This is a genomic window from Variovorax sp. R-27, assembly GCF_049913215.1.
Taxonomy (GTDB): Bacteria; Pseudomonadota; Gammaproteobacteria; order Burkholderiales; family Burkholderiaceae_C; genus Variovorax.
In genome coordinates, this window is record NZ_CP183984.1 from 338,013 (window position 1) to 351,528 (window position 13,516).

Below are 13,516 nucleotides of genomic sequence, written 5' to 3' on the forward strand. Positions count from 1 at the left end.
GCCGCTCAGTCTTGCTGTTTCGCGAACACGTAGCCCACGCCGCGCACCGTGAGGATGCGCTTGGGGTTCTTCGCGTCGACTTCTATGGCCGCGCGGATGCGGCCCATGTGCACGTCGATGGAACGGTCGAAGGCTTCGAGTTCGCGGCCGCGCACGGCCTCCATGATCTGGTCGCGCGTGAGCACGCGGCCCGCGCGCTCGGCCATCGCCACCAGCAGGTCGAACTGGTAGGAGGTCAGGTCGGCCAGCGCGCCGGCCACCGACACGGTGCGTGCATTGCGGTCGATTTCCAGCGTGCCGAAGCGCATCACCGTGGAGGCTTCGGCCTCGGTGGCGTTCTCGCTGCGGCGGCGCAGCACGGCGCGGATGCGCGCCAGCAGCTCGCGCGGCTCGAAGGGCTTGGGCAGGTAGTCGTCGGCGCCGATTTCGAGGCCGATGATGCGGTCCATCGGGTCGCCCTTGGCCGTCAGCATCAGCACCGACACCTTCGACAGCGGGCCGGGCAGCGCGCGGATGCGGCGGCAGACTTCGAGCCCGTCGGTGTCGGGCAGCATCAGGTCGAGGATCACCAGGTCGGGCGCGTGCTGCTGCAGCTGCTCGAGCCCGGCGGCGCCATCGCCGGCATGGTTGAACGCGAAGCCCGACTGCGTCAGGTATTCGCCCACCATCTGCGCCAGGCGGGCGTCGTCTTCGATCATCAGGAGTTGGGGGGTGCTCATGCGCTTCATGGTCGTCCACGGGGAGCAAGCAGGCTTGAACGCTCCGTAAAGTTGGGTAAACCTCGAATATCCCTGTCAACCGGCGATGCTGCGAAAAGCATAGCGCCGGGGGCAGGGGGCACGGTACTCAGCCCCGACTGTGCGGCCTCAGCTGCAGCCGCAGCGACAGCGTGGGAGACAGCGGCAGGTCGATGGGGGCCGAACCGTTGCCATTGTCGATGTGCGCCAGCGATTCGAACAGCGGCAACGCCTGCGCCATGGGGTTGATTTCGGCGAGCGACTTCGCGGCCTCCGAGTGCGGCGGCGTGGCGTTGTCGTTGTTCTCGCTGCCGGCCAGCGACCAGTCGAGCGCCGCCACGGTCCGTTCGGTCGGTTCGCTGGCGATCACCAGCGCCAGCGCCAGCAGGCCGCGGCTGTCGGTCACGGAGGTCAGCGCACCCACCGTGGGCGCGTCGTAGCCCACCAGCAGCACCGGCTCCTGGTCGCAGGCGCATTGCACCGCAGCTTCGAGCAGGCCCGAGGCAAAGCTGTGCTCGTAGGCCGAAACCGCGTTGCTGGCCGCCATGCAGCCGGTGCCGATGGTCCAGTAGCCCACGGCCGCGTTGTGCACCGAGTTGTGGAACTTGGTGGGCGACAGCATCTTCGGGTCGCTCGCGAGCGTGCTGCACATGTAGTCGTTGATCGACAGGTCGCCGTGCGCCGAGGTGAACACGCAGGGCACGTCGGCAGCGTTGCGGCCCGAGCCGGCCAGGGCGGCGGCTGCCACTTCGAGCGCCAGCGCCACGGTGTCGGGCGCGCGGCGGCGTTCGGCCGGTGCCAGCACCTGTGGCGACGGGCGCTTGGCGGGCGGGTCGGCCAGCGTGCCTTCGCCGCGGAAAGCGGCGCGCGCGGCCTCCCAGCCGGGCAGCGTGGGCGTCCAGAAGGCGGGGCCTTCGATGTAGAGGGTCGGGGGCGTGGGGGCTTGGTTCATGTCGCTCATGCCGCCTTGCCGAACACCAGCGAGCAGTTGTTGCCGCCGAAGCCGAATGAATTGGTCAGCGCATAGCGCACCTCGCCGCGCGCCGGTTCGAGCCTGATCTGCGGGCCGAAGCCTTCGTCCAGCGTGTGGGTGTTGACGGTGCCCGGCATCACGCCGCGCTCGATGGCCAGCAGGCTGATGACGGCCTCGACGATGCCCGCCGCGCCCAGCGTGTGGCCCATGAAGCCCTTGGTCGAGCTGGCGTGCGTGCGCGCCGGGAAGCGGCGCGCCACCAGCGCGCCCTCGACCTCGTCGTTCTTCTGGCTCGCGGTGCCGTGCATGTTGATGTAGTCGATGGCCTCGGGCGCGAGGCCGGCGCGCGCCAGAGCCTCGTCGAGCGCGCGTTCGGCGCCCAGGCCCTCGGGGTGCGGCGTCGACATGTGGTGCGCGTCGCTGGCCTCGCCGTAGCCCAGCAGGTGCAGCGGCGCGGCATCGGCGCCGGTCTGCACGCGCTCGACCAGCGCGAAGCCCGCGGCCTCGCCGAGGCTGATGCCCTTGCGGGTGGCGTCGAAGGGCCGGCACGGCTCGCTCGACACCAGTTCGAGCGAGTTGAAGCCGAACAGCACGCTGCCGCACAGCGTGTCGGCCCCACCGACCACGGCCGCGTCGGCCAGGCCCAGGCGGATCAGCCGCTCGGCCGAGGCGAACACCTTGGCGCTCGACGAGCAGGCGGTGGAAATGGTTTCGCTCGGGCCGCTGATGCCCAGCACCTGCTGCGTGAACATGGCCAGCGAGTGCGGCGTGTGCACTGCGGCACGGCGCTGGTTGGGTGGGAACATGCCCTGTTCGTCGAGCTGGGTGTAGGCCAGCTCGGTCTCGCCGATGCTGGCGGTCGAGGTGCCCAGGATCAGCGCGATGCGTGAGGCCCCGTACTTCTCGCGCGCGGCGGCCACGGCCTCGATGAAGCCGTCGGCATGCAGGCCCAGCCAGGCGAGCCGGTTGTTGCGGCAGTCCCAATGGGCGAGCGATTCGGGCAGGCGGATCTCCTCGAGCCCGTCGACGCGGCCGATCCAGGTGGGCAGAGGGGCGTCGCCGAAGTCATTGGCGCGCAGTCCGCTGCGCGACTGCGCGAGCGCGTCGGCCAGCACGTCCTTGCCGACACCGACGGCGGAGGTCGCCGTGTAGGCGCTGATTTGGAGAGGAGAAATTCGGGACGGCACGATCTTGTAGGGGCTTGCTGGCAGGCTCGCGGACGATGGGCGCGCAGGAAGAGGGCGCGAGGGGGGAAAGGAGAATGAAAGAAACGAATGTATACCGGCACAGCCTACCAGTTGCGCGGCGCGCGCAGCGTCGGCTGTTTCCTATAGGGCCCAGGCCCTATTGACGGTCGGCGGGCCTTGTGATGGCCGTCATCCGCGAGGCCAGCGCCACCAGCACCAGCACCGGCACGCCCAAGAGCGCGGTGGCGACGAAGAAGGTGCTGTAGCCGTAGGCGTCGACGAAGACGCCCGAATAGCCGGCGATGAACTTCGGCAGCAGCAGCATCAGCGAGCTGAACAGGGCGTACTGCGTGGCCGAATAACTGATGTTCGTGAGGCTCGACAGGTAGGCGATGAAGGCCGCCGAGGCGATGCCGCCGGCCAGGTTGTCGGCCGAGACCACGGCGATCAGCGCCGTCAGGTCGTGCCCGCGCGAGGCCAGCCAGGCAAACAGCAGGTTGCTGGCCGCGCTAAGCACCGCGCCGAGCATCAGCACCCGCATCACGCCCAGGCGCATCGACAGCACGCCGCCGACGAAGGCACCCACCAGCGTCATGATCACGCCGTAGATCTTGCTGACCGAGGCCACCTCGTCCTTGGTGAAGCCCATGTCCACGTAGAAGGGGTTGGCCATGATGCCCATCACCACGTCGCTGATGCGGTAGATGGCGATCAGCGAGAGGATCAGCACCGCCTGCCACTTGTAGCGGCGGATGAAGTCGGCGAAGGGCTCTACCAGCACGCTCTGCAGCCATTCGGCGGCATTCTTCGCCTTGGGCAGCACGCGCGGCACCGGTTCGGGTGACAGCAGTACCGTGATCACGCCCACCGCCATCGAGGCCGCCATCACCAGGTAAGCCGTCTTCCACGCCCCGTTCTGGTAGGCCGCCGCGCCCGTGACCGCAGCGGCTGGTGCCACCTCGGCCCAGGCCGCGACCCACAGCACGCCCGCGCCGGCCCAGATCATCGCGAGCCGGTAGCCGGTCTGGTAGGCGGCCGCCAGCGCGGCCTGCTTGCGCGTTTCGGCCGATTCGATGCGGAAGGCGTCGAGGGCGATGTCTTGGGTGGCCGAGCCGAAGGCCACCAGCAGAGCGCACCAGATCAGCGGCGTGAGGCCCAGCCGGGGGTCGTTCAACGCCATGCCGATCAGCCCGGCGATCACCACGCACTGCGCCAGCAGCAGCCAGCCGCGCCGGCGCCCGAGCAGCGTGGTCAGCGGCGGCAGGGGCAGCCGGTCGACCAGCGGCGCCCAGACCCATTTGAAGCCGTAGGCCAGGCCGACCCAGCTCAGGTAGCCGATGGTGGTGCGGTCGATGCCCGCTTCGCGCAGGCGAAAGCTCAGCGTGCCGAGCACCAGCAGCAGCGGCAGCCCGGCGGAGAAACCCAGCGCCAGCATGCGCAGGGTGGCGGGTTCTAGGTAGACCTTCAGCGCGTCGCGCCAGGGCGGTGAGGGGGTGGTGGGGGTTTCTGCGGGCGAGGCGGACATGAACCCCGGATTGTCCATGAGTGGCGGGGGACATCGGCCAGGGCCTTTGTCTTCATTTGTTCCTATGATCCGCCTCCTATGTGCACACGCTGCGATCGCCCTGTTTCCGCCATTTCTGCCGCTTCCACGTGGAATCCCCGGCGGGCCTTTCTCCTGGCCGCCGCCGGCGCGGCCCTGAGCGCACCTGCATTGGCGCAGGTCGATGTCGGCAACGCCTCGGTGGCGCGCAACCTCGTGCCGGCCGACAGGATCGAGGCTGCCGGCGTGCAGCAATACGGCCAACTGCTCGAACAGGCGCGCGCCAAGAATGCGCTCGCGGGCGACAGCAACCCGCAACTGCAGCGCCTGCGCGCCATCGCCAAGCGCCTCATTCCTTTCGCCACGCCGTGGAACTCGCGGGCCCGCGACTGGAAGTGGGAGGTCAACCTGATCGGCAGCAAGCAGATCAACGCCTTCTGCATGCCCGGCGGCAAGATCGCCTTCTTCACCGGCATCCTCGAACAGCTCAAGCTCACCGACGACGAGGTTGCGATGGTCATGGGCCACGAAATGGCCCACGCGCTGCGCGAGCATGCGCGCGCCCGCATGGCTAAGAGCGCGGGCACGGGCGCGGCGCTCTCCATCGGTGCGCAACTGCTCGGCTGGGGCCAGGTGGGCGACCTGGCGGCGCGCGCCGGCACGCAGCTCCTCACGCTCAAGTTCAGCCGCAGCGACGAGACCGAGGCCGATCTCGTGGGGCTCGAACTCGCGGCGCGCGCGGGCTATGACCCGAAGGCTTCGGTGTCACTGTGGAAGAAGATGGCTGCGGCGTCGAAGAACCAGGGCAGCCTGAACTTTCTTTCGACGCACCCGAGTGGGCCGGATCGCATCACGAAGCTTGAAGCGAACCTGCCGAAGGTCGAGCAGCTCTACCGCGACGCGAAGAAGAGCTGACCTGCATGACGCTCTTTCCCCTTGGGGAGAGGGCGGCGGTCTCTAGATAAGAGCCGCGCCTCATCGTCTGCACCTGTCCTCTCCCCGAGGGGAGAGGGGCCAATTCCCGACACGTTTCAGATCCGGGCCACACCGCGTTTCCGTTGGCACGCCGCTTGCATCTCAACTTGTACACATGTTTGGATGCCTTATGATGGTGCATGAAGAAAACGGAGAAAGCGGATCGCCCGCCGCCGCCTGGATCGCGAAATTCGCGGCCCCCGTGGCGGACGCAGCGGCTGGCAAGGCCCTGGGCTTTGCCCTGCCGCTCGCCGGGCTGAGCTTCGCGGTCAAGGACAACATCGACGTCGCCGGCGTGCCCACCACGGCCGCCTGCCCGGCCTTCGACCGCCTCCCCACGGTCCACGCAGCCGTGGTGCAGCGCCTGCTCGAAGCCGGTGCATCCCTGGCTGGCAAGACCAACCTCGACCAGTTCGCCTGCGGCCTGAACGGCACGCGCTCGCCATACGGCGAAGTGCCAAACGCCTTCGACGCGCGATACGTTTCGGGCGGCTCCAGCTCTGGCTCGGCCTACGTGGTGGCGGCCGGCGAGGTCGACTTCGCGCTGGGCACCGACACCGCCGGCTCGGGCCGCGTGCCTGCCGGGCTCAACAACATCGTCGGACTCAAGCCTTCGCGCGGCCTGCTGAGCACCTTCGGCGTGGTGCCCGCCGCGCAGAGCGCCGACTGCGTCTCGATCTTCGCGCGCACCGTCGCCACCGCGGTCGACGTGCTGCTCGCCGCAGTCGGCCACGACGCGCGCGACCCGTACTCGCGCGACCTGACCCTGAGCCGCAAGCCGCTGCCCGCGCACTTTCGCTTCGGCGTACCCGACAAGCTGAGCTTCTTCGGCGACGCCGCCGCCGAACGGGCGTTCAACGACGCGACCGCGCGCCTGCTGGCCATGGGCGGCTCGCCGGTCACCATTTCCTACGCCCCGCTCGCCGAGGCCGCCGCGCTGCTCTATGAAAGCGCGCTGGTCGCCGAACGCTACGCCGCGGTGCGCGAGTTCTTCGATGCGCACGGCGACGAGGTGATCGAGCCCGTGCGCGGCATCCTCGCGAGCGGCCGCAACTACAGTGCTGCCGACGTGTTCGAAGCCCAGACGCGGCTGCGCGCCATCGCGCAGCAGGTCGAGCCGATGTGGCGCGACATCGACGTGCTGCTTGTGCCCACCGCGCCCACGCACTACACCCGCGAGCAGATGCGCGCCGACCCCGTGGTGCTCAACCGCAACCTCGGCGCGTACACCAACTTCGTCAACCTGCTTGACTACGCCGCGCTCTCCGTGCCCAGCAGCCTGCGCGCGGACGGCCTGCCCTTCGGCATCACGCTGATCGGCCCCTGCGGCAGCGACCTCGCGCTGGCCGACCTGGGCCAGCGTTACCACCACGCCACCGGGCTCGCGCAAGGCGCGACCGGCGTGCCGCTGCCCGAGCCGCGCGCCATTCCCGGCCTCGCCGCGCCGGACGCCGGCACCCTGCCCATCGCCGTGGTAGGTGCACATCTCTCGGGCATGCCGCTCAACAGCCAGCTCACCGAGCGTGGGGCGACGCTGCTGCGCGCCACCACCACTTCGTCCTCCTACCGCCTGCATGCGCTGCCGGGCACCGTGCCGCCCAAGCCCGGCCTGCAGCGTGTGGTCGAAGGCAATGAAGGCGCTGCCATCGCGCTCGAAGTGTGGGCTGTGCCCCTGGCGCAGGTCGGGAGCTTTCTCTCCCTCATTCCGCCGCCCCTGGGCCTCGGCAGCGTCGAGCTGGCTGACGGTAGCTGGGTGAAAGGCTTCATCTGCGAGGGCCACGCGCTGGCCGGCGCGCAGGACGTGACCCTCCATGGCGGCTGGCGCGCATACGTCGCGAGCCGCGCCACCCCGAGTTCCAACTGATCAGGAGTTCCGATGAGCACCCAAGACAAACCTCCCGCATCGCGTCGCCGACAGCTGCTGCAGGCCGGCGCCGCGGGCCTGGCCGTGTTGGCCGCGCCCGCCGTCGTGCGTGCGCAGGGCGCCGCCAAGCTGCGCATCGGTTTCTGGCCCGTGGCCGCCGGTCTGCCGTTCTTCGCAGCGGTCGACAAGGGCTACTTCAAGGAAGCCGGCCTCGACGTCGAACCGCTCAAGTTCGCCGGCGCGCAGCAGGTAATGGAAGGCATGCTCGCCGGCCGCTGCGACGGCAGCGCCAACGGCACAGGTTCGGCCAACCTCGCCATCGGCGAGATCGCACAGCCGGGCCTCTTCAAGATCTTCTGCACCAACCCGAGCAACGCCAAATACGTGCTCGACGAATTCATCGTCGCCAAGGACAGCCCCATCAAGACCATGGCCGAACTGGCCGGCAAGAAGGTTGCCTCGGGCCCCGGCATCCAGAACGTCACGCTGTGCAAGACCATGCTGGAGCGCGCGGGCGCCAAAGGCGCGACCGTGAGCGAACTGCCCATCGGCCAGCACGTGGCCGCACTGGTCGCGGGCCAGGTCGACGCCTGCTACACGCTGGAGCCCACCGGCACCGTCGGCCGCATGAACGGCACCACGCGCGTCATCGAGGCCGGCGTGGTCGCCAAGTACATCCTCGGCGACCCGATGGCGCCCTGGCACGGCGGGGCAGCCAGCCTTACCACCGAGTTCATCAAGAAGAACCCCGAGGTTGCGAAGAAGTACATCGTCGCCTACGCGCGCGGCGTGGAGCTGGTGCGCACCAAGCCCGACGAGGCACGCCAGTTCATGAAGGGCTACACCGCCATCGAAGGCAAGCTCACGGCGGAAGTGCCGCTCGCGTCGTACATGCTCTACAACGAGTTCAAGCCCAGCGACGTCGCGTACTTCCAGAAGTTCTACGACCTATTCACCGACAAAGGCATCTTCGAGAAGAAGGTCGTGGTGGACACCTTGCTCTACAAGGCCTGACGACCATGGCCGACGCAAGCTCGACCACGGCCGCGCCGTGGACCCCGCCGGCCAGCACGGCCACTGCCGCGCCCAAGCCGCCGCTGCGAGACCGCATGCTGCCCTTCATAGGCCCGGTGGTGTTGTTCATCGTGTGGGACTTGGTGGTGCGGCTCGGCTTCATCAAGCCGATATTGCTGCCCACGCCCGCCGACACCATCGCCGCGCTCATCACCGGCCTGGCCGGTGGCCCGCTGCTCACCGACTTTGCCATGACCGTGTGGCGCACCGTGCAGGCCTTCGTCATCGCGGCGGCCATCGGCGTGCCGCTGGGCGTGCTGCTCGGCAGCAACGAGAAGGCGTACCGCAGCGTGGAGTTCCTGATCGACTTCTTCCGCTCCACGCCGTCGTCCGCGCTCATTCCGCTGTTCCTGCTGATCTTCGGCGTGAGCGACGTCAACAAGGTGGCCATCGCGGCCTTCGGCGCGCTGCTCATCGTGGTGTTCAACAGCGCCTACGGCGTCATCAACGCACGCAAGCAACGCGTGATGGCGGCGCGCGTCATGGGCGCCTCGCGCTGGCAGGTCTTCAAGGACGTGCTGATCTGGGAAAGCCTGCAGCCCAGCTTCGTCGGCCTGCGCTCTGCGGTGTCGATGGCGCTGGTGATCGTCATCGTGGCCGAGATGTTCATCGGCTCCGACACGGGGCTCGGCCACCGCATCATCGATGCGCAGCAGGTGCTCAACGTGAAGAGCATGTACGCGGCGATTCTTGCGGCCGGTGCGCTGGGCTATGCGCTGAACATCCTCTTCCTCATCGCCGAACGCCGCATCGTGCACTGGAGCGGAAGATGAAAGTCACGCAAGACATCGTCCTCAACGGCCCGGTGTACGCCGACGTGCCCAAGCCGGCCTTCAAGCCCGGCCCGGCAGGCACGCACATCACCATCCGCGGTCTCACCAAGTATTTCGCGGGCTGGCCGCTGTACGAGAACTTCGACCTCGACATTCCCAAGCACGCCATCGTCTCGGTGTTCGGGCCGAACGGCTGCGGCAAGTCCACGCTCATCAACATGATCGCGGGGCTCATTCCCATCGATTCGGGCGAGATCCTGTTCGACGGCAAGCAGCGCAAGGACACCAAGATCGGCTACGTGTTCCAGAACTATCGCGAGGCGATGTTCCCGTGGATGCGCACCATCGACAACATCGCCTATCCGCTGAAGCTCGAAGGGCGCAGCAAGGCCGAGGTCGACCAGCGCATGGAAGAGCTGGTGGCGTCCTTCGACGTGAAGTTCGACCTGAAGCGCTTTCCGTACGAACTCTCGGGCGGCCAGCAGCAGACCGCGTCGATCATGCGTGCGCTCGCGCCAAACCCCGAGGTGCTGTTTCTCGACGAGCCCTTCTCGGCGCTCGACTTCGAGATGACGCTGTTCATCCGCGAGAAGCTGCAGGAGGTGTTCATGCAGACCGGCACCACCATGCTGCTGGTGTCGCACGACCTCGAAGAGGCGGTGTACCTCGCCGACGAAGTGCTGCTGCTGACCAAGCGGCCCACCAAGGTCGCCGAGATACTGCGCTACAGCGACGCACGCCCGCGCACCGTCGAGACGCTGAGCACCGAGAGCTTCGTCGCCATGAAGAAGCTCAGCCTCGACATCTTCCAGCGGGAGGTTCGCCGGTGACAGCCGAGATCAACATCCCCGATGTGCTCGCTGAAGTGAGCGCAGTGTTCGCGCGCTACGAGGCGGCGCTGGTCGGCAACGACCGCGCGGTGCTCGACGAGCTCTTCTGGAACAGCCCGCACACACTGCGCTACGGCTTCTCCGAGAACCACTACGGCCACGCCGACATCAGCGCATTCCGCGCATCGCTGCCCCAGCAGAGCCCGCCGCGCGAACTGCTGCGCACCGTCATCACCACCTACGGCCGCGACTTCGCGACCGCCAACGTCGAGTTCCGCCGCGAAGGCAGCCGCCAGACCGGCCGCCAGAGCCAGACCTGGTTGCGCACGGCCGATGGCTGGCGCGTAGTCGCCGCCCACGTGAGCCTGCTCGGCTGACCCGCGGGCACATTCTTTGCACCCACCTCAAATCCAAGACCGGAGTACGTCATGACCAGCCAATTCAATCGCCGCGATTCCCTCAAGACCCTGGCCGCACTTGGCGCGGCAGGCAGCCTCGGAAGCTGGAGCGCCCTTGCCAGCGCACAGGCCAAGCCCAAGCCGCTCACCGTGGGCGTGATCTACGTCGGCGCACGCGACGACTACGGCTACAACCAGGCGCACGCCATGGCCGCCGCCGAGATCAAGAAGCTGCCCGGCATCAAGGTGGTCGAGGAAGAGAACGTACCCGAGACCGCCGCCGTGCAGAAGACCATGGCCGGCATGATTTCGCAGGACGGCGCCAAGCTGCTGTTTCCCACTTCGTTCGGCTACTTCGATCCGCACATCCTCGCGGTCGCGCCCAAGAACCCCGACGTGCGCTTCTCGCACTGCGGCGGCCTCTGGACCGAAGGCAAGCACCCGAAGAACGTCGGCAGCTTCTTCGGCTACATCGACGAGTGCCAGTTCCTGAACGGCGTGATTGCCGCGCACATGACGAAGAGCAACAAGATCGCCTTCGTCGCCGCCAAGCCCATTCCGCAGGTGCTGCGCAACATCAACGCCTTCACGCTCGGCGCGCGCTCGGTCAAGCCGAACATCACCTGCAGCGTGATCTTCACGGGCGACTGGTCGATGGCGGTGAAAGAAGCCGAAGCCACCAACAGCCTGGCCGACCAGGGCTGCGATGTATTCACCATGCACGTCGACGGCCCCAAGGTGGTGGTCGAGACGGCGGCCAAGCGCGGCAAGATGGTCTGCGGCTACCACGCGAGCCAGGCCAAGCTGGCACCCAATGCGTACCTGACAGGCGCCGAGTGGAACTGGCTCACCGCCTACAAGACCGCCATCGAAGCCGCGCAAACCGGCAAGCCGCATCCCAACTTCCTGCGCGGCGGTTTGAAGGAAGGCTACGTGAAGATGTCGGCCTACGGCCCCATGGTGCCGGACGCCGCCAAGAAGCAGGCCGACGACATCAAGGCGAAGATGATCGCGGGCACTTTCGACATCTTCAAGGACGGCATCAAGGACAACAAGGGTGCGGTCGTGGTGCCGGCCGGCAAGGTGCTCAAGCAGACCGACCTGGAACTCGAGAAGATGAACTACCTCGTCGAAGGCGTCGTCGGCCAGGTCTGAGCCGCGCAGCAACAAGCATCGCCATGCGCCACGCGCTCAAGGAATTCGCACTGCCGGTGTTCGCCATTGCGGCGGCACTGCTGGTGTTCGGCCTGCTGGTGGCCTTCGCGGGCGTCGATCCGGTGGAGGTCTGGGCCACGCTGTTCAAGGGCGCGTTCGGCGACTGGTTCTCGTGGCAGAACACGCTGCAGCGCGCTGCGCCGCTGATGCTCACCGCGCTGTGCGTGGCGCTGCCCGCGCGCGCGGGGCTCATCATCATCGGTGGCGAGGGCGCGCTGGTGTTGGGTGGGCTGGCCTGCGCGGCGCTGGCGCATGCGGTGCCGCTACCCGGCAATGCCGTCGGCACAGTGATCGTGTGCGTCGCAGGCGCCATCGCTGGTGCGGTGTGGATCGTTCTCGCGGGCTGGCTGCGGCAGTTTCGCGGCATCAACGAAACCATCAGCAGCCTGCTGCTGGCCTACATCGCCATCGGCATCTTCAAGCACCTGGTCGAAGGGCCGCTGCGCGACCCGGCGAGCCTGAACAAGCCCTCGACCTATGCATTGAACGACGGGATGCTGATAGGCGGCATCGGTGGTTCCGACGTGCACTGGGGCCTGGTGATCGGCATCGTGGCCTGCCTGGGGCTCGGCTGGTGGCTGCGCGCTACGGCTTCGGGCTTCTCAGTGCGCGTGGTGGGCGGCAACCCGCGCACCGCGCAGCTTGTGGGGCTGCCGGCCACGCGGCTCATTCTTTCTGCCTGCGGACTCGGCGGCGCGTGCGCGGGGCTGGCGGGTGCGGTCGAGGTTGCAGCAGTGCACACCAATGCCAACGCCTCGTTGATCGCGGGATACGGCTACGCGGGCATCCTCGTGTCCTTCATCGCACGGCACAACCCGGTTGCCATCGTGCCGGTGGCGATCCTGTTCGGCGGCTTCGGTGCGGCGGGCAGCCTGCTGCAGCGGCGGCTGGGGTTGCCCGATGCGTCGGTGCTGGTGCTGCAGGGTATCGCTTTCGTGCTGATCCTCGCGAGCGAGGGCCTGCGCACGGTCAACTGGAAGAAGTTCGGCGACCGCATGCTGCCCGAGGCAAGGAGCTACACATGACGGCCGACCAATGGATCGCGCTGGTTGCCGGCATCGTCGGCGGCGCGCTGCGCGTCGGCGCTCCATTCCTTTTCGTGAGCCTGGGCGAATGCCTCACCGAGAAATCGGGGCGCATCAACCTCGGGCTCGAAGGCGTGCTGGTGTTGTCGGCCATGGCGGCCTTCGGCGGTGCCTACCTCACCGACTCCGCATGGCTCGGCGTGCTGATCGGCGCGGTGGCCGGTGCGGCGCTCGCGCTGCTGCACGGCCTGCTGTGCTCGCTCGACCGCGTGAACGACGTGGCGACCGGCATTGCTCTGATGTTGCTCGGCACGGGGCTCGCGTTCTATCTCGGCAAGCCGCTCATCCAGCCGCAGGCGCCGCAGATTCCCGCGATCCCGCTGGGCTTCTGGAGCGACAACACTGTCGTGCGCTCGGCGCTGCAGCTCAATGCGCTGGTGCCCATCGGCGTCGCGCTCGCAGTGCTGCTGTGGTGGGGCTTCGCGCGCACGCGTGCCGGGCTGCTGGTGCGCATGGCGGGTGACTCGGCGCAGGCCACGCGCGCGCTCGGCTACTCGGTTTCGGGCCTGCGCATCGCGGCCACCACGGCGGGCGGCTTCATCGCCGGGCTCGGCGGTGCGTCGCTCACGCTGTTCTACCCCGGCAGCTGGAACGAAGGCATCTCCAGCGGCCAGGGCCTGATTGCGGTGGCGCTCGTGATCTTCGCGCGCTGGAGCCCGCTGCGCTGCGTGGGTGCGGCGCTGCTCTTCGGCGGCGCGGGCGCCATCGGCCCGGCTCTGCAATCCATCGGCATCGGCTGGGGCTACCACCTCTTCAACACCGTGCCGTATGTGCTCACGCTGGTGATTCTGGTGTTCACCTGCAAGCCGGGTAGCGCGGCCGTCGGCAGCCCCGGCGAACTCTCGTCGACAAGGAGTTGAAC

General features: G+C 67.9%; 13 protein-coding genes. 9 read left to right on the forward strand and 4 right to left on the reverse strand.

Translation table 11 applies throughout. From position 1 onward, the window contains the following. Positions 1-5 precede the first annotated feature (5 nt). From ACN9MV_RS01590 to ACN9MV_RS01605, 4 genes are all read right to left on the reverse strand, one after another. Positions 6-728, reverse strand: coding sequence for a response regulator transcription factor (locus ACN9MV_RS01590; protein WP_093053372.1), 723 nt, complete (start codon positions 726-728; stop codon positions 6-8). Positions 729-846: 118 nt separating this feature from the next. Beyond that, positions 847-1,689, reverse strand: coding sequence for a beta-ketoacyl synthase chain length factor (locus ACN9MV_RS01595; RefSeq protein ID WP_426391103.1), 843 nt, complete (start codon positions 1,687-1,689; stop codon positions 847-849). A gap of 5 nt (positions 1,690-1,694) precedes the next feature. Then, on the reverse strand, positions 1,695-2,897 hold the full coding sequence (locus ACN9MV_RS01600) for a beta-ketoacyl-[acyl-carrier-protein] synthase family protein (protein WP_093053378.1): 1,203 nt from the start codon (positions 2,895-2,897) through the stop codon (positions 1,695-1,697). A gap of 157 nt (positions 2,898-3,054) precedes the next feature. Beyond that, positions 3,055-4,440: an AmpG family muropeptide MFS transporter gene (locus ACN9MV_RS01605; RefSeq protein WP_093076729.1), complete on the reverse strand. Its 1,386-nt coding sequence runs from the start codon at positions 4,438-4,440 to the stop codon at positions 3,055-3,057. 60 nt (positions 4,441-4,500) lie between these two features. Here ACN9MV_RS01605 and ACN9MV_RS01610 point away from each other — a divergent pair, with 60 nt between their 5' ends. The 9 genes from ACN9MV_RS01610 (at position 4,501) to ACN9MV_RS01650 (ending at position 13,514) form a co-directional block, all read left to right on the forward strand. Then, positions 4,501-5,355 carry a M48 family metallopeptidase gene (locus ACN9MV_RS01610; protein WP_426391104.1) on the forward strand — a complete coding sequence of 285 codons (855 nt, stop codon included), beginning with the start codon at positions 4,501-4,503 and terminating at the stop codon, positions 5,353-5,355. Between the two features lie 190 nt (positions 5,356-5,545). Further along, a complete protein-coding gene (gene atzF, locus ACN9MV_RS01615; protein ID WP_426391105.1) occupies positions 5,546-7,279 on the forward strand; it encodes an allophanate hydrolase in 1,734 nt (577 codons plus the stop codon). 12 nt (positions 7,280-7,291) lie between these two features. Further along, positions 7,292-8,293 carry an ABC transporter substrate-binding protein gene (locus ACN9MV_RS01620; RefSeq protein WP_426391106.1) on the forward strand — a complete coding sequence of 334 codons (1,002 nt, stop codon included), beginning with the start codon at positions 7,292-7,294 and terminating at the stop codon, positions 8,291-8,293. Between the two features lie 5 nt (positions 8,294-8,298). Then, positions 8,299-9,126: an ABC transporter permease gene (locus ACN9MV_RS01625; protein ID WP_093076735.1), complete on the forward strand. Its 828-nt coding sequence runs from the start codon at positions 8,299-8,301 to the stop codon at positions 9,124-9,126. Further along, positions 9,123-9,956, forward strand: coding sequence for an ABC transporter ATP-binding protein (locus ACN9MV_RS01630; RefSeq protein WP_426391107.1), 834 nt, complete (start codon positions 9,123-9,125; stop codon positions 9,954-9,956). Before ACN9MV_RS01625 ends, ACN9MV_RS01630 begins: the two co-directional genes overlap by 4 nt. Continuing rightward, on the forward strand, positions 9,953-10,333 hold the full coding sequence (gene hpxZ / locus ACN9MV_RS01635) for an oxalurate catabolism protein HpxZ (RefSeq protein WP_093053398.1): 381 nt from the start codon (positions 9,953-9,955) through the stop codon (positions 10,331-10,333). The genes ACN9MV_RS01630 and hpxZ overlap by 4 nt, the downstream gene beginning before the upstream one ends. Positions 10,334-10,384: 51 nt before the next feature. Then, complete coding sequence (locus tag ACN9MV_RS01640) at positions 10,385-11,509, forward strand: BMP family ABC transporter substrate-binding protein (RefSeq protein ID WP_093076738.1); 1,125 nt, start codon at positions 10,385-10,387, stop codon at positions 11,507-11,509. 23 nt (positions 11,510-11,532) lie between these two features. Beyond that, entirely contained in the window at positions 11,533-12,594 is a 1,062-nt protein-coding gene (locus ACN9MV_RS01645; RefSeq protein WP_426391108.1) for an ABC transporter permease, read from the forward strand. Next, a complete protein-coding gene (locus tag ACN9MV_RS01650; protein ID WP_093053407.1) occupies positions 12,591-13,514 on the forward strand; it encodes an ABC transporter permease in 924 nt (307 codons plus the stop codon). Before ACN9MV_RS01645 ends, ACN9MV_RS01650 begins: the two co-directional genes overlap by 4 nt. The last annotated feature ends 2 nt before the right edge of the window (positions 13,515-13,516 follow it).